This window comes from Immundisolibacter sp., assembly GCF_028696615.1.
In the GTDB taxonomy this organism is placed as follows: domain Bacteria; phylum Pseudomonadota; class Gammaproteobacteria; order Immundisolibacterales; family Immundisolibacteraceae; genus Immundisolibacter.
In genome coordinates this window covers 1-15,542 of sequence record NZ_JAQVGQ010000041.1, presented here as the reverse complement: position 1 = coordinate 15,542, position 15,542 = coordinate 1, and the positions used below count along the sequence as shown (strand labels likewise).

At 69.8% G+C, this 15,542-nt stretch carries 14 protein-coding genes; 7 read left to right on the top strand and 7 right to left on the bottom strand.

Translation table 11 applies throughout. The features are described from left to right. Both PHC73_RS04560 and PHC73_RS04555 read left to right on the top strand, forming a co-directional pair. Positions 1–1,075: sensor domain-containing diguanylate cyclase (locus tag PHC73_RS04560; protein WP_300124995.1), on the top strand; the 1,075-nt coding region annotated here is incomplete at its 5' end. 191 nt (positions 1,076–1,266) lie between these two features. Continuing rightward, positions 1,267–2,175 (top strand): catechol 2,3-dioxygenase, encoded by a 909-nt coding sequence (locus tag PHC73_RS04555; protein ID WP_300124992.1) that lies wholly within the window; start codon positions 1,267–1,269, stop codon positions 2,173–2,175. A 406-nt stretch (positions 2,176–2,581) separates the two neighbouring features. Here PHC73_RS04555 and PHC73_RS04550 read toward each other — a convergent pair whose 3' ends face one another. Then, positions 2,582–2,836, bottom strand: a complete 255-nt coding sequence (locus tag PHC73_RS04550) for a hypothetical protein (RefSeq protein ID WP_300124989.1) — start codon at positions 2,834–2,836, stop codon at positions 2,582–2,584. 231 nt (positions 2,837–3,067) lie between these two features. Here PHC73_RS04550 and PHC73_RS04545 point away from each other — a divergent pair, with 231 nt between their 5' ends. Beyond that, positions 3,068–4,639, top strand: a complete 1,572-nt coding sequence (locus PHC73_RS04545) for a class I adenylate-forming enzyme family protein (protein ID WP_300124987.1) — start codon at positions 3,068–3,070, stop codon at positions 4,637–4,639. Here the strand turns inward: PHC73_RS04545 and lnt are convergent. The 5 genes from lnt to miaB all read right to left on the bottom strand — a co-directional run bounded on the left by lnt (position 4,618) and on the right by miaB (position 9,879). Further along, complete coding sequence (lnt, locus tag PHC73_RS04540; RefSeq protein ID WP_300124984.1) at positions 4,618–6,144, bottom strand: apolipoprotein N-acyltransferase; 1,527 nt, start codon at positions 6,142–6,144, stop codon at positions 4,618–4,620. The genes PHC73_RS04545 and lnt overlap by 22 nt on opposite strands. A gap of 119 nt (positions 6,145–6,263) precedes the next feature. Beyond that, positions 6,264–7,118, bottom strand: coding sequence for a transporter associated domain-containing protein (locus tag PHC73_RS04535; protein ID WP_300124981.1), 855 nt, complete (start codon positions 7,116–7,118; stop codon positions 6,264–6,266). Then, positions 7,108–7,590 (bottom strand): rRNA maturation RNase YbeY, encoded by a 483-nt coding sequence (gene ybeY / locus PHC73_RS04530; protein ID WP_300124979.1) that lies wholly within the window; start codon positions 7,588–7,590, stop codon positions 7,108–7,110. The genes PHC73_RS04535 and ybeY overlap by 11 nt, the downstream gene beginning before the upstream one ends. Then, positions 7,556–8,536 carry a PhoH family protein gene (locus tag PHC73_RS04525; protein ID WP_300124977.1) on the bottom strand — a complete coding sequence of 327 codons (981 nt, stop codon included), beginning with the start codon at positions 8,534–8,536 and terminating at the stop codon, positions 7,556–7,558. Before PHC73_RS04525 ends, ybeY begins: the two co-directional genes overlap by 35 nt. Then, positions 8,533–9,879 (bottom strand): tRNA (N6-isopentenyl adenosine(37)-C2)-methylthiotransferase MiaB, encoded by a 1,347-nt coding sequence (gene miaB, locus PHC73_RS04520; RefSeq protein ID WP_300124975.1) that lies wholly within the window; start codon positions 9,877–9,879, stop codon positions 8,533–8,535. The genes PHC73_RS04525 and miaB overlap by 4 nt, the downstream gene beginning before the upstream one ends. Positions 9,880–9,965: 86 nt before the next feature. Here miaB and mnmG point away from each other — a divergent pair, with 86 nt between their 5' ends. The 4 genes from mnmG to PHC73_RS04500 are packed head-to-tail and all read left to right on the top strand — an operon-like array spanning position 9,966 to position 14,154. Beyond that, a complete protein-coding gene (gene mnmG, locus PHC73_RS04515; RefSeq protein WP_300124973.1) occupies positions 9,966–11,852 on the top strand; it encodes a tRNA uridine-5-carboxymethylaminomethyl(34) synthesis enzyme MnmG in 1,887 nt (628 codons plus the stop codon). Next, positions 11,842–12,501 (top strand): 16S rRNA (guanine(527)-N(7))-methyltransferase RsmG, encoded by a 660-nt coding sequence (gene rsmG / locus PHC73_RS04510; protein WP_300124970.1) that lies wholly within the window; start codon positions 11,842–11,844, stop codon positions 12,499–12,501. Before mnmG ends, rsmG begins: the two co-directional genes overlap by 11 nt. A gap of 34 nt (positions 12,502–12,535) precedes the next feature. Next, on the top strand, positions 12,536–13,318 hold the full coding sequence (locus PHC73_RS04505; protein ID WP_300124968.1) for a ParA family protein: 783 nt from the start codon (positions 12,536–12,538) through the stop codon (positions 13,316–13,318). Beyond that, positions 13,315–14,154 (top strand): ParB/RepB/Spo0J family partition protein, encoded by an 840-nt coding sequence (locus tag PHC73_RS04500; protein ID WP_300124965.1) that lies wholly within the window; start codon positions 13,315–13,317, stop codon positions 14,152–14,154. Before PHC73_RS04505 ends, PHC73_RS04500 begins: the two co-directional genes overlap by 4 nt. A gap of 147 nt (positions 14,155–14,301) precedes the next feature. Here PHC73_RS04500 and PHC73_RS04495 read toward each other — a convergent pair. Beyond that, a partial coding sequence (locus PHC73_RS04495) for an MFS transporter (protein ID WP_300124963.1) occupies positions 14,302–15,542 on the bottom strand: 1,241 nt, incomplete at its 5' end.

Below are 15,542 nucleotides of genomic sequence, written 5' to 3'. Positions count from 1 at the left end.
GCCAGCCGGACTGCGTGACATCGAACTGTCGATCAGCGCCATCGACTGCGCTGACACGACGACGCGCTTTCTGGTCCTGGCGCGTGACATCACGGTCGAGCGCGAAAACCAGCGCTGGCTGCGGATCGCCGCCAGCGTGTTCATGCATGCCGGCGAGGGTATCGTCATCAGCGATCCCGACAACCGCATCCTGGCCGTCAACGAGGCGCTCAAGCGCATCATGGGTTACCCGGACGAGGTCGAACTGGTCGGCCGGTCCGCGCACGAACTGCCGGTGCAGTATCCGGCCGGCGCATCGTTCGCCCACGTGCAGCAGAGCTTGCGCAAGCATGGCCGCTGGCTCGGCGAAGTCAGCGGCCGGCGCCCCGACGGCGAGCCCTACACGGCCACGTTGCACATCAACGCCGTGCGCGACGACAACGGCAAGGTGACGCACCACATCGCCGTCCTGACCGACATCACCCTGCTGAAACTGCAGCAGGAACAGCTCGAGCAGATGGCCTACCACGACGCGCTGACCGGCCTGCCCAACCGCGCCCTGCTGACCGACCGGCTGCAGCAGGCGATGGCCCGCAGCGATCGCCACGAACATCGACTGGCGGTGGCATACATCGACCTCGACGGTTTCAAGGCCGTCAACGACGCGCACGGCCACGCTGCCGGTGACCGCCTGTTGACGACCATCGCCGGGCGCATGAAGACGATCATCCGGGAAGAAGACACCCTGGCGCGCCTGGGGGGCGACGAATTCGTGGCGGTGCTGGGTGACCTCGACGGCGATGGCGACTGCCTGCCAATGGTCGAGCGCCTGCTGGCAGCTGCCAGCGAACCGGTGGTCGTCGACGGCGTGGCGCTGCAGGTGACGGCCAGCATCGGCGTCGCGATCTACCCGGATTCACAGGCAAGCAGTGCCGACCAGTTGCTGCGCCAGGCCGACCATGCCATGTACGAGGCCAAGCAGTCCGGCAAAAACCGTTATTACCTGCACGGCGCGGGTGGGCCGCGGCCGATGTCCGGCGAGCAGCCTGAGTCGATGGCGTGTGCCGTCGGCTCGGGGGTCACCGCACGGGCGTGAGGCGCGCCGCGGCGAGCTGAAAACATTCGAGAACGGGATGTTTCGGCGCCCCCCCAGCGCTACCGCATCGCCACCGCTTGCCAAAGCCGGCGATGGCGATGCGGCTTGACAGCCGTCAATCCCCGGCCGCCGCGGCGCCGCAGAATGCCCTGCGTCCGCTTGCCCCCGCAAGCCAAGCGAGGAATTCCAGCATGAGCATCCTGCGTATCGGCAAAGTCGCCATCAACGTCCTGGACCTCAACGAGGCCCGTCGCCATTACGGTGAGTTCCTGGGCCTCGCCGAAACCGCCAGCGCGCCCGGTACGGCCTATTTCAAGGGCTGGGACGAGTACGATCACCACAGCGTGATCCTGAAGGAAACCGACCGCGCCGGGCTCGATCACGTCGCCTTCAAGGTGCGCTTCGCGGATGATCTGGCGCGCATCGAAAGCGCCTGCGAGCGGTTCGGTTTTCCGGTGCAGCGGGTATCGGCCGGCAGCCGCATCGGCGAGGGCGAGGCCGTGGCCACCACGCTCCCCACCGGCCATCGGGTCGAGTTCTACCAGCAGATGGAGCGGGTCGGCGTCGCCGTCGGCAACACCAATCCCGAGCCCTGGCCGGACAACCTCAGCGGCATCGGCGTGAACCGCTTCGACCACGTGCTGCTGACCGGCGAGGACCTGGAAGGCGTGACGCGGTTTTTCGTGGAAGGGCTCGACTTTCACCAAAGCGAGCGCCTGATCAACAAAGAAGGCGGCCTGCTGGCGTCGTTCCTGCACATCACCAACAAGGCGCACGACATCGCCTTCATCAAAGGTCCGAACGGCAAGCTGCACCACGTCGGCTTTTATGTGGAAAGCTGGCACGACGTGCTGCGCGCGGCGGATTTGCAATCCCGTTACCGCGTGCGCACCGAGCTGACGCCGTCCCGCCACGGCCTCACGCGCGGGCTGACGACGTATTTTTTCGACCCGTCCGGCAACCGCAACGAGACTTACGCCGGCGGCACCTTCCCCTACCACGACAACGACGTGGTCACGTGGACCGAGGACGAGGCGGCGCGCGCCATCTTCTTCCACGGCCGGGAGATGATTCCGAGCTTCGGTCAGGCGCTTACCTGATGTCACGACCGACGCCGCGTTGACCGGCGTCAAGCCCGCCGCGTGGCGGGCGTGAAATGATGAACACGAATTCGGCGACGGGGAAACCCAGCCGCCAACCGCCACCGCAGGGGTGGCGGTCAACGGTTATCCCGGTCGGCCGCGCGGCGGTCCAGGGATGGGGTGGCGTCCTCTATCTGTGGGGGAGCGGGGACGCCACCTTTTTTATTGCTTTCCTGACATCAATTCAAGACCGGCGCACGTCCACGGCGTGCGCGGTGGCCTGCGTCACCGCAGGGTTCGGAAGCGCTGCATTGATCAGCGGCAGCCTCAGAGTTTGTGAACAAATGCGCGTCCTGCGCATTTCTTGCGTCGCCCGTCCGGTACACGCCCGGCCGGCCTCGGAGCTTGAAAAATTCACACGCTCTCAGCCGCACACCGCGCGGCCATTCACCGTCTTGCAGCCCGGGTGCGCCTCGTCGCCCAGGCGCGGGTCGGGTGTCGGGGCGTAACGCTGCGCACCGCGCGGATGGTGGTGGCCGATGTACACGCCATCGGGTGTACGGATGACGGTGCTGCCATCCGAACCCGCCGCGGCGCCGTCCCCATAGACATAGCTCGTACCGTCGTCGCACTGGGCGTAGCCGCCCGAGACCAAGCAGTCGTGTGCGCGGACGGGCACGGCAACAGCGCATGCCGCCAGAACGATCGATCCCGCGACGGCTCGCATGGTCGTCTGCGCTCCACCTCGCCACCGACACCGGTCATGGTAGCGCCATGCTGCGCCCGGCCGGCTCGCTACATGGCACTATCTTGCCGTCCGTCGCCCGTGGCGGACAGGCTTGGTCACGGATGACCTCACGACCCGACACCGAGCCGGGCCCATACCCGGCCATGCGTGGAGAACCCGTCCATGCCCGAGTCCCGCGGCCCGAATCTGCGCCAGGCGCTGCACCGCACCGCCCGCCACCACGCCGACAGTGAAGCGCTGGTCGACAGCCTGCACCGCTACACCTACCGGCAGCTGCTCGAACGCGCCCAGCAGGCCGCCGCGCTGCTGTTTCGCCTGGGCGTGCGCAAGGGGGACCGGGTGGCGCTGATGATGCTGCCGTCCACCATCCACCCGATCGCGCTGTACGGCTGCTGGGAGCTCGGCGCGGTGCCGGTGGCGCTGCACGTGCGCGAGAAGCTGCCGATCCTCATCAAGACACTCGAGCGTATCTCACCGCGGGCGCTCATCTACGACGGCGTGTTCGCCGAGCAGGTGGCGCACATCCGCGCCGAGGTGCCGCTCATCACCGGCTACGTGCGGGCACGCAGCGAAGCGACCCCGCCGCAGCTCGTCCGCCAGGGCGACGAGCCGCTGATCCCGGATGACCTGCCCCGCTACCGGCTCGACTTCGAGCCGATGGCGCTGGCCGGGCACGATCTGGCCGCCATCGTGCTCACCTCGGGCACCACCGGCATCCCCAAGGGCGTGCTGCACACCCACGCCAAGCTGATCGAGAGCTGCCGCGCCGCCGTGTACCCGTTCGGGCTCACGCCGCACAGCAGCACGGTCAACATGTTCACCACCTCATTCATGGGTTGGGCGAACCTTGCCCTGCCCTACTTCAACATCGGCGCCCGGCAGGTGTTTCATCACCACTGGGACCCCAAGCGCGTGCTGAGCACCGTAGCCGAGGAGCGCCTGACCAACCTGCTGCTGGTGCCGACCATGTGGCGACTGCTGCTGCGCGAGGACGTGGAAAGCTACGACCTGTCCTCGCTCAAACAGGTGGGCTTTGCCGGTGAGGTGATGGACCGGCCGACGCTGGAGGCCATCCGAACACGCATCTGCCCGCGCGTCATCAATTGTTATTCCACCACCGAGACGGCGGTTTCGGGCGGCACGGCGATGTTCCCCGAAGACCTGGCGCGGCCGGACAAGATCGACAGCGTCGGCAAGCCGCTGCTGAATTCCGAAGTGCGCGTGGTGGCGGTCGGCGGCAGCCCGGATGACGAACTGCCGCCCGGCGAGGAAGGCGAGATCCTCATTTCCGGCCCGTCGCTGGCGCAGGAGTTCTGGTGCGATCCCGAATTGTCGCGTGCCAAGTTTGTGGGGCCGTGGTGGCGATCGGGGGATCTCGGCACCTTCGATGCCGACGGCTATCTGTACGTGCGCGGCCGGGTGGACGACATGATGATCTCCGGCGGCATCAACGTCATGCCGGGGCCGATCGAGAACGTGCTGCTGGCGCACCCCGGCGTGGCGGAGGCCGCCGTGGTTGGCCTGCCCGATGCCGAGTGGGGCCAGCGCATCGTGGCGTTCGTGGTGCGCAAGGACCCGGCGCTCGATGCCGCGGCGCTCGACGCGCACGTCGCCAGCTCCGATCTGCCGGGCTACCAGCGCCCGCGGGCGTATCACTTCCTGGACGAGCTGCCGCGCGGCAACAGCGGCAAGACCAACCGCCGGGCGCTGCGTCAGTTGGCCGGCGGTGGCTGAGGCAAGCCGCGCGTCCGCCGCCATGTGAGCGCACACAGCGCCAGGCACAGCACGGTGACCGGCGCTTCACCGTAGCGGGCAAACGGCGTCAGGCCGCGGTGCGGCGCGAGCCTGCCGCGCAGCGTCGTCACCGTGAACGGCGCGGCGCGGGCGCTGATGCGGCCGCGGGCGTCGATGAGCGCCGTGATGCCGGTGTTGGTGGCACGCGCCAGCGGCCGGGCCAGCTCGCGCGCCCGCATACGGGCGATGTCCAGATGCTGCGCCGGGGCGATCGAATCACCGAACCAGCCGTCGTTGCTGACGTTGACCAGCCAGCCGGCCGCGGCGCCAGCGCGCATTTCCTGCGGGAACAGGATTTCGTAGCACACCGACGCCGCCGCCTGCGTGCCGGCCACCGCCAACGGTGCCTGCCCTGCCCCGCCGGATGAAAAATCCGACATCGGCACGGCGAGAATGTCCAGCAGTGGCCCGATCTGCCGCTTCAGCGGCACGTACTCGCCAAACGGCACCAAATGCCGCTTGCGGTACTCGCCGCCCGGTGGCGTCAGTTGCCACACGGCGTTGTAGTAGGGCCCCTGCGGCGAGCCGGTCGGCATGCCGATCAGCACCGCCGCCGTGCCGGCCGCCGCGCGCACGGCGTCGAAGTAACCGGCCGGCACCTCGCTCGGTAAGGCCGGGATGGCGTTTTCCGGCCAGATGATGACGTCGGCATCGCGCTCGGCGGCGGTCAGCTTGAGATACCGCGCCAGGGTGGCGTCGAACTGCGCCGGGTCCCATTTCACCTGCTGCTCGACGTTGCCCTGCAGCAGCGCCACCTGCAGCACAGGCCCGGCGGGCGCGCTCCAGTCGAACCGCTGCAACCAGACGGCGCCGCCTCCGAGCAGGACGAGCGCGAGCAGCGCCGGGCCGGGGTGGCGCGGCGGCACCAGCAGCGCGACCAGCGCCGCTGCGGTCGCGGTCAGCGCCAGCCCCACGCCGGCCACGCCGGCCAGCGGCGCATAGGCGGCCAGCGGGCTATCGATCTGGCTGTAGCCCGGGGCGAGCCACGGAAAGCCGGTCAGCAGCCACGAGCGCAGCCATTCGGCAAGGCCGAACGCCCCCGGCGCCGCCAGCAGGAAACCCTGACCGCCGCCCAGGCGCCGGGCGCCGTACAGTGCCAGCGCCGGAAACAGCGCCAGATACGCCACCAGCGCCGCCGTGCAGGCGGCGGCGCTCAGCGCATCCATGTTGCCGTAGCGGTAGCAGCTGACGAACACCCAGTGCACGCCGCCGGCGAACCAGGCCAGACCGAACACATAACCGAACGCGCCGGCCAGGCGCGCCGGCGCGTCCCGGCCCAGCGCGAACAGCACCGCCAGTGCCAGCGGCGCCAGCGGCCACAGACCGAACGGCGCATACGCCAGCGGCATGAGGCCGCCGGCCAGTGCCGCCAGCAGCAGACCGGCGCGACGGCTGCGGACCGGCACGGCGCTCAGGGTTTGTGAAGAAATGCGCGTGCTGCGCATTTCTTGCGTCGCCCGTCCGGAACACCCCCGGACGTGCTCACGCGAATCGAGCCCTCAAGGGCTCGATTCGCGTCCGGCCATCCCTGGCCGGCCTCGGAGCTTGAAAAATTCACAGGCTCTCAGCCGTCGTCCGGCACGGGCTCGACCGCCGGCCGGCGCACCCGCACCTGGCCGATGCGCCGGGCGTCGGCGGCGGTCACCTCGAACTCGCAGCCCTGGTACTCGATGCGCTCGCCGACCTGCGGCAGGTGCCCGAACTGTTGCGCCAGCAGGCCGCCCACGGTGTCGAATTCGTCATCGCTGAACGCGGTCCCGAAATAGGCGTTGAAATCCTCGATCGGCGTCAGGCCGCTGACCAGGACGCTGCCGTCGTCGGCCGGCTGGATGTCGGCCTCGTCCTCGTCGAAGTCGTATTCGTCCTCGATTTCGCCGACGATCTGCTCCAGGATGTCCTCGATGGTGACCAGGCCGGCCACGCCGCCGTACTCGTCGACCACGATCGCCATGTGGTTGCGCGTCTGCCGGAACTCGCGCAGCAACACATTCAGGCGCTTGCTCTCGGGCACGAACACCGCCGGGCGCAGCACGTCGCGCAGCGCGAACGGCACCGGCCGGCCGGGTTCCAGATACGCCAGCAGGTCCTTGGCCAGCAGGATGCCGACCACCTCGTCGCGGTCGTCGCCGATCACCGGGTAACGCGAGTGGCCGCTGTCGACCACCACGCGCACCAGCGCCGCCAGGTCGTCGTCGCGGTGCATGGTGACCAGCTGCGAGCGCGGCACCATGATGTCGCGCACCTGCCGCTCACCCATGGTGAGCACGCCCTCGATCATGGCCAGCGTGCCGGCGTCGAGCACCGCCGCCGCCTCGGCGTCCTTCAGGTGCCGAATCAGCCAGTCGCGGTCGATCGGCTCGCCGAACAGGGCGTGGCCGATGCGCTGCAACAGACCGGCGTGGTGGTCGTTATTGGCCATCGTAGGGAGCCGGAAAACCGAGCCCGGCCATGATGGCCGTCTCGAGCGCTTCCATGGCGAGCCGCTCGGGCTCGTCGTCGTGCGTGTAGCCGGCCAGGTGCAGGATGCCGTGGATCAGCAGGTGCGCCAGGCGCTGATCGAAGGTCTTGCCGTACTCGGCGGCCTCGGCGGCGATCACCGGCAGGCACAGCACGATGTCGCCGAGCGGACGCGCCTGGCCGGGCGGTAGCGGAAAGTCGTCGCTGACCGGAAACGACAGCACGTTCGGCACGTAATCCTTGCCGCGGTAGTCGCGGTTCAGCGCCTGCGCCTCTTCGGCATCGACCAGGCGCACCGCCACGCTCACGCCGTGCAGGCCAAGCGCGTCCAGCGCCGCCTCGGCCCAGGCGATGAGGGTTTCATCGTCCGGCGCCGGCACGGCGCTGGCGCGGTCGATGTCAACTTCGGTCGCGGGACTCGGCGTCGCGCTCATAGGCGTTGACGATGCGCTCGACCAGCGGGTGGCGCACCACGTCGCGGGCGGAGAAGAAACTGAACGAAATGCCCTCCACGCCCTGCAGCACGCCGAGCACGTGTTTGAGTCCCGACGGCTTGCCTGCCGGCAGGTCCACCTGCGTCACGTCGCCGGTGATGACCGCGGTCGAACCGAAGCCGATACGCGTCAGGAACATCTTCATCTGCTCGGGCGTGGTGTTCTGCGCCTCGTCGAGGATGATGAACGCCTCGTTCAGCGTGCGCCCGCGCATGTAGGCGAGCGGCGCGATTTCGATCACGTGCCGTTCGATGAGCTTGCCGACGCGCTCGAAACTCAGCATTTCGTACAGCGCGTCGTAAATCGGCCGCAGGTACGGATCGACCTTTTGCGCCAAATCACCCGGCAGGAAGCCGAGCTTCTCGCCGGCCTCGACCGCTGGGCGCACCAGCACCAGCCGCTGCACCGCCTCGTCCAGCAGCGCCTGCACGGCGCAGGCGACCGCCAGATACGTCTTGCCGGTGCCGGCCGGGCCGACCGCGAAGTTGATGTCGTGGGTCTGGATGGCGCGCAGGTAGTCTGCCTGGCGCTTGCCGCGGGCACGCACTTGCAGGCGCCGGCCGACCGCCACCACCGGCTCGTCGTCGGCGCCGGCCTCGCTGCCGCGTACCAGCAGGTGCACCTTGGCGGCTGACAGCTCTTCGCTGCCGGCGGTCTCGGCATACAGGGTTTTGAGGGCCGCCCCAGCGCCGGCGACCGGCTCCGGCGCGCCGCTGATGGCGAACGAGTGGCCGTGGCGGCGGATGACGACGCCGAAGTGGCGCTCGACCTGGCCGATGTGCGCGTCGAGCGGCCCGCACAGGCGCGCCAGGCGGGCGTTGTCGCCGGGTTCCAGGGTGATCTCGGTCACCGCCGACTCGGCAGCGGCTTGGGCCGGTGCGGTCACGCGGCGTGGCGCGAGCCGACCGGCTCGCCGCGCAGGGTGTGAGCAGAAGCGGAGGTGATTTTGACGTCCACCAATTGGCCTATGAGTGGCTCGGGTGCGGCGAAGTTTACCACCCGGTTGGCGCCGATCCGACCCTGCAGCTCGCCCGCGCCGCGCTTGGCGGGGCCTTCCACCAGCACCGTCTGCACGCTGCCGAGCAAGCCGGCGGCAAACGCCCGTGACTGCCGCTCGATCAGTGCCTGCAGGCGCGCCAGGCGCTCTTTCTTGACCTCGACCGGCGTGTCGTCGGGCAGCGCCGCGGCCGGCGTGCCAGGCCGGGCGCTGTAGATGAAGCTGAACGCCTCGTCGAAGCCGGCCGCCTCCACCAGCGCCAGCGTGGCGGCGAAGTCGTCCTCGGTCTCGCCCGGGAAGCCGACGATGATGTCGGTGGTCAGGCTGAGGCCCGGTCGGGCCGCGCGCACGCGCTCGATCTTTTCGAGGTACTCGGCTGCCGTGTGGCCGCGCTTCATGGCGCGCAGGATGCGGTCCGAGCCGCTTTGCACCGGCAGGTGCAAATGCGCGGCGAGCTTGGGCTGGTCGGCGTAGGCCGCGATCAGGCGATCGGTGAATTCGACCGGGTGCGAGGTAGTGAAACGGATGCGCGCGAGCGCCTCGATCTGCGCCGCCTGGCCGATCAGCTCGGCCAGGTCCGCCACCCCACCGCGGGGCGTGGCGCCGCGGTAGGCGTTCACGTTCTGCCCGAGCAGCGTCACCTCGCGCACGCCCTGCTCGGTGTAGACGGCGATTTCGGTCAGCACGTCCAGCAGCGGGCGGCTGAATTCCTCGCCGCGCGTGTACGGCACCACACAGAAGCTGCAGTACTTCGAGCAGCCCTCCATGATCGACACGAACGCCGTGGGGCCGGTCGCGCGCGGCAGCGGCAGATGATCGAACTTCTCGATTTCCGGGAAGCTCACGTCCACCGCCGCGCGGCGGCCCAGGGCCTGATTCAGCAGCAGCGGCAGGCGGTGGATGGTCTGCGGGCCGAACACCAGGTCCACGTACGGCGCCCGCGCGCGCAGGCGCTCGCCCTCCTGGCTGGCCACGCAGCCGCCCACGCCGATGATCACGTCGGGTCGCGCCTGCTTGTAGGCGTGCCACCAGGCGCCGAGTTCCGAGAACACCTTCTCCTGCGCCTTCTCGCGGATGGAGCAAGTGTTCAGCAGCAGCACGTCGGCCTCGGCCGGGTCGTCGGTGGGCGTGAGCCCGTGCGACTTGGCCAGCACATCGGCGATGCGCTGCGAGTCGTACGCGTTCATCTGACAGCCAAGGGTCTTGACGTGCAGTTTGCGGGGTGTGGTCATGCGGGCAGATGGCCGGACTCGGCCTGACAGGGACAGGTGCAGGCGCCTATCATAGCCGGTTCGCCTACCCGCCTCGTTTGCCTTCCATGCAGTATGACCGTCCCTTCGATGTGATCGTGGTCGGCGCCGGCCATGCCGGTGTCGAGGCCGCGCTGGCCGCCGCGCGCAGCGGCGCGGCCACGCTGCTGCTGACCCAAAACCTCGAAACCATCGGCCAGATGTCCTGCAACCCGGCCATCGGTGGCATCGGCAAGAGCCATCTGGTGCGCGAGATCGACGCGCTGGGCGGCGCCATGGCGCTGGCGGCGGACCGGGCCGGCATTCAGTTCCGGGTGCTGAACCGCAGCAAGGGCCCGGCGGTGCGCGCCACCCGCGCGCAGGCCGACCGGGCGCTGTACCGGCAAATCGTGCGCGGCATGGTCGAGGCGCAGCCGAACCTGCACCTGTTCCAGCAGAACGTAGAGGATTTGGTCGTCGAGCACGGCCGGGTGCGCGGCGTCACCACGCAGATGGGGCTGACCTTCACCGCCCGTGCGGTGGTGCTGACCACCGGCACGTTCCTGGGCGGCGTCATCCACATCGGCGAGCAGCACTACGGCGGCGGGCGGGCCGGTGACGCGCCGGCCGTGGCGCTGGCGCGGCGCCTGCGCGAACTCGATCTGCCGGTCGGGCGGCTCAAGACCGGCACGCCACCGCGCCTGGACGGCCGCAGCATCGACTACGCACGCCTCACCGAGCAGCCCGGCGACACGCCGACGCCGGTGTTCTCGTACCTCGGTCATGCCGACCTGCACCCGCGGCAGGTCAGCTGCCACCTCACCTACACCTGCGAGCGCACGCACGACATCATCCGCGCCAACCTGCACCGCTCGCCCATGTACGCCGGTGCCATCGAGGGCGTGGGGCCGCGCTACTGCCCGTCCATCGAGGACAAGGTGGTGCGCTTTGCCGACAAGGCGGCGCACCAGATTTTCGTGGAACCGGAAGGTCTCGGCACCTGCGAGGTGTACCCGAACGGCATCTCCACCAGCCTGCCGTTCGACGTGCAGATCGAGCTGGTGCGCTCCATCGCCGGCTTCGAGCACGCGCACATCCTGCGCCCCGGCTACGCCATCGAGTACGACTTTTTCGACCCGCGCGCGCTGCACCCGTGGCTGGAAACGCAGGCGCTCGGTGATCTGTTCTTCGCCGGGCAGATCAACGGCACCACCGGCTACGAGGAGGCCGCCGCGCAAGGTCTCGTCGCCGGCATCAACGCCGCCCGCCGCGCCCGCGACCAGGAACCCTGGTGGCCGCGCCGCGACGAGGCCTATATCGGCGTACTGATCGACGATCTGACCACCCGCGGCACGCGCGAGCCGTACCGCATGTTCACCTCGCGCGCCGAATACCGGCTGTACCTGCGCGAGGACAACGCCGACCAGCGCCTGACGCCGGTCGGCCGCGAACTGGGTCTGGTGGACGACACGCGCTGGGCGCAGTTCTGTCGCAAGCAGGAGGTGATCGCCGCCGAAAAAGCGCGTCTTGCCAGCATCCTGCTGCGCCCGCAGCACATGGGCGAGGCCGAGCACGGCCTGCTCGGCGGGCCGCTCACGCGCGAGGTGACGGCGCTCGAGCTGCTGCGCCGGCCGGGCGTCGATTACGCCGCCCTGCACCGCCTGCCGGGCCTGGGCGAGCCGCACGCGCACGGCGAGGCCACCGCGCAGCTCGAAATCGACCTGAAATACGACGGCTATCTCGAACGCCAGCGGGCCGAGATCGAGCGCCAGCGCCACCACGAAACGACGCCGCTGGCGGCCGATCTCGACTACTTCGCCATCCGCGGCCTGTCGCACGAGGTGCGACAGAAGCTCGCCGCCGCCAGACCGGCCACGCTCGGCCAGGCCAGCCGCGTGCCGGGCGTCACACCCGCCGCCATCTCGCTGTTGCTGGTGCACCTGAAGCGTCACCGCGCCGTGATCGATGCGGCCTGATCCGGCGGGCGACTGGCCGGCCGCCCGCCGCCTGCTCGACCAGGGATTGGTCGCGCTTCGCATTGACCTTCCCGAGCCGGCGCGCGAGCAGTGCATCGAGCTGCTGCGCCTGCTCGAAACCTGGAACCGCCATTTCAACCTGACGGCGCTGCGCACGCCGGCCGAGCAGGTGACCGGGCATCTCATCGACAGCCTCGCCGTGCTGCCCTACCTGCCGGCCGGCGCGCTGCTGGATGTGGGCACCGGCGCCGGGTTTCCCGGCCTGCCGCTGGCCATCGCCCGTCCGGCCACGCGGCACGTGCTGCTCGACAGCAACCTCAAAAAGACGCGCTTCGTGCAGCACGCGGCGCTGCAGCTCGGCCTTGGCAACGTGGAGGTGATCCGCGCGCGGGCCGAGGATTTCCGGCCCGCTGTGCCCTTCCCGGTGGTGATCGCGCGCGCCTTCGCGCCGCTGCCGCGTCTGCTGCACCTGCTCGGCCATTTGTGCGCGCCGGGCGGGCAGGTGTTGGCGCTGAAAGGGCCCGCCGTCGCGGCCGAGCTCGCCGACCTGCCGGCGCAGTTCGAGCACCTGGCCACGCACGCCCTGCCGGCCCAGCCCGGCCGCGAGCACCGCACGCTGGTGGTGCTGGCGCGGCGGGCGGTCGGGTAAAGTGTCGCCGCCCGCCAAGCCGGTTCGAATACCCATGCCACGCATCATCGCCATCGCCAACCAGAAAGGCGGGGTCGGCAAGACCACCACCAGCGTCAATCTGGCGGCGGGCCTGGCCCGCGCGCGCCAACGCGTGCTGCTGATCGACCTCGACCCGCAGGGCAACGCCACCACCGGCAGCGGCATCGACAAGCGCGCCGCCAATCCCTCCACGCTGGAGGTGCTGACCGGCGAGGCGCCGCTGGCGGCAGCCCGCCGCGGCGTGCCGGCCGGCTTCGACGTGCTGCCGGCCAATGCGGATCTCACCGCCGCCAAGGTGCAGCTGCTGCAGCTCGAGCGGCGCGAGTTTCGCCTGCGCGACGCGCTCGGCGCGGTGGCCGACGAGTACCACTACGTGCTGATCGACTGCCCGCCGGCGCTCGACATGCTGACCGTGAACGCGCTCACCGCCGCCGGCTCGGTGCTGATCCCCATGCAGTGCGAGTACTACGCGCTCGAGGGCCTGTCGGACCTGCTCGACACCATCGCCGACATCGCCGCCAGCGCCAATCCCGGCCTGCACGTGGAGGGCGTCTTGCGCAGCATGTTCGACCCGCGCAGCCGCCTGTCGCGCGACGTGTCCGAGCAGCTGCAGCAGCATTTCGGCGAGCGCCTGTACCGCACCGTCATCCCGCGCAACGTGCGCGTGGCCGAGGCGCCCTCGCACGGCCAGCCGGTGCTCGACTACGACCGCGCCTGCGTCGGCAGTACCGCATTCCTTACCCTGACCGGCGAAATGCTGCGCCGGCACCACCTGAAATCCAGCGAAATCGAATGAGCCAAAAACGGGGACTCGGCCGCGGCCTCGAGGCGCTGCTCAGTAGCACCGCGCCGGCCGCCGCCGGCGAGCGGCTGCTGCGCCTGCCGATCGAGCACATCGAGCGCGGCCGCTACCAGCCGCGCCGGCACATCGGCGAGGAAGAACTCGCCGCGCTGGCCGACTCCATCCGCGCCCAGGGCGTGGTGCAGCCGGTGGTGGTGCGGCGCATCGCCGACCAGCGCTACGAGCTGATCGCCGGGGAGCGGCGCTGGCGCGCCTCGCAGCTGGCCGGCCTGCACGACATCCCGGCCATCGTGCGCGACATTCCGGACGACGCCGCGGCCGCCGTGGCGCTGATCGAGAACATCCAGCGCCAGGACCTCAACGCCATGGAAGAGGCCGACGCGCTCGAGCGCCTGACGCGCGAATTCGGCCTCACCCACGAGCAGGTGGCGCGCGCCGTCGGCCGCTCGCGCGTGGCGGTGAGCAACCTGCTGCGCCTGCGCCAGCTCGCGCCACAGGTGCGCGAACTGGTCGAACAGCGCCGGCTCGAGATGGGCCACGCCCGCGCGCTGCTGGCGCTCGAAGCCGCCGATCAGGTCGCCTTTGCCGAGCGCGTGGTGGCGCAGGGTCTGTCGGTGCGCCAGACCGAGCAACTGGTGGCCCGCCACCTGCGCGGCGAGCACAAACCCGCGCCGCGCGCCGCCAGCGCCGACGTGCGCCAGCTCGAACAAACCCTCGCCGAGCGCCTGGGGGCCAAGGTCAGCATCGAACACGGCCGCCGCGGCGGCAAGCTGGTGATCCGCTACAACAGCCTGGACGAGCTGGACGGCATCCTGGGGCACATCCAGTAGCGGCCCCGTTTTGAAAAAATCGGCCGCCCCGGTTTAAAAAATTGTAGGAGCGGCCTCAGCCGCGAATCCGAATCCCCGGTCCAGCCGCGCCTGGGCAGTTCGCGGCTAAAGCCGCTCCTGCGGGGCTTCAGGTCTGCGCCGCGCCGCTTACCCTGGCTGGCCCGGCGCGCGCCGCGGCACCGCCTGCACCAGCAGCGCCGCCGCCACCGCGGCCACGGCGAACATCAGCACCCCCGGCCGGTAGCTGTGCGTCAGCTCCAGCAGCCGGCCGAGCGCCGCCACCGTGGCAAACGCCCCCAGCGCCCCCAGCGAATTGACCACCGCGATGCCGACCGCCGCCATGGCCGGCGGCAGCGTGGCCGTCACCAAGCCCCAAAAACAACTGAACGCCGCCCCGGCGCCCAGCAGTGCCAGCAGCATGCCGGCCAGCACCTGCCCCACGCTGCCCGCATAGGCCATGACCACATAGCCGGCCGCCGCCGCGAGCGCGCCGATCGAGACATGCCAGTGCCGTTCGCCGCTGCGGTCCGAGTGCCGGCCCCAACCGACCAGCGCCAGCCCGAACAACAAATACGGCGCCCCCACCACCCAGCCGACGGCGGTGGCGCTGAGGCTCGCATCGAGCGCGTGCACCAGCTTGGGGCTCCAGAAAATCACCCCGGTGAACGAGCCCAGAAACAGAAAATACGCCCCCGCCAACAGCAGCACCGTCGGGTGAAACATCTGGCGCAGCGTGCCGTGCTGCGCCGGGCCGGCGGCGGCGCGCTCGGCGGCCAGCGCCGCTTCCAGCCAGTCGCGCTGGGCCTGATCGAGCCAACGGGCGCGCGCCGGGCGCTCCGGCAACACCAGCAGCACCACCAGGCCCAGCAGCACCGTCGGCACACCTTCCACGACGAACAGCCACTGCCAGCCGGCCAGGTTCAGCACGCCGGCCATGCCGTCCATGATGGCGCCCGACAGCGGGCTGCCAATCAGGCCGGCCACCGCCAGCGCCAGCGCAAACTGGCCGATGGCCGTGGCGCGGTCGCGTGCGCGAAACCAGTACGTCAGGTACAGGATGATGCCCGGGTACAGCCCCGACTCGGCCACCCCCAGCACGAAGCGCATGACGTAAAACTGCGCCGGCGTGCCGACGCAGGCCATCAGCGCCGACACCGTGCCCCACACCAGCATGATGCTGCCGATCAGCCGCCGCGCGCCGATGCGCTCCAGCAGCAGATTGGCCGGTACCTCGAACAGGAAATAACCGAAGAAAAACAGCCCCGCGCCGAGGCCGTACACCGCGTCCGAGAAGCCGAGATCCTGGTTCATGGTGAGCGCGGCGAAGCTCACGTTCACCCGATCCAGGTGTGCCAGCACGTAAATCACGATCAGCAGCGGTATCAGCC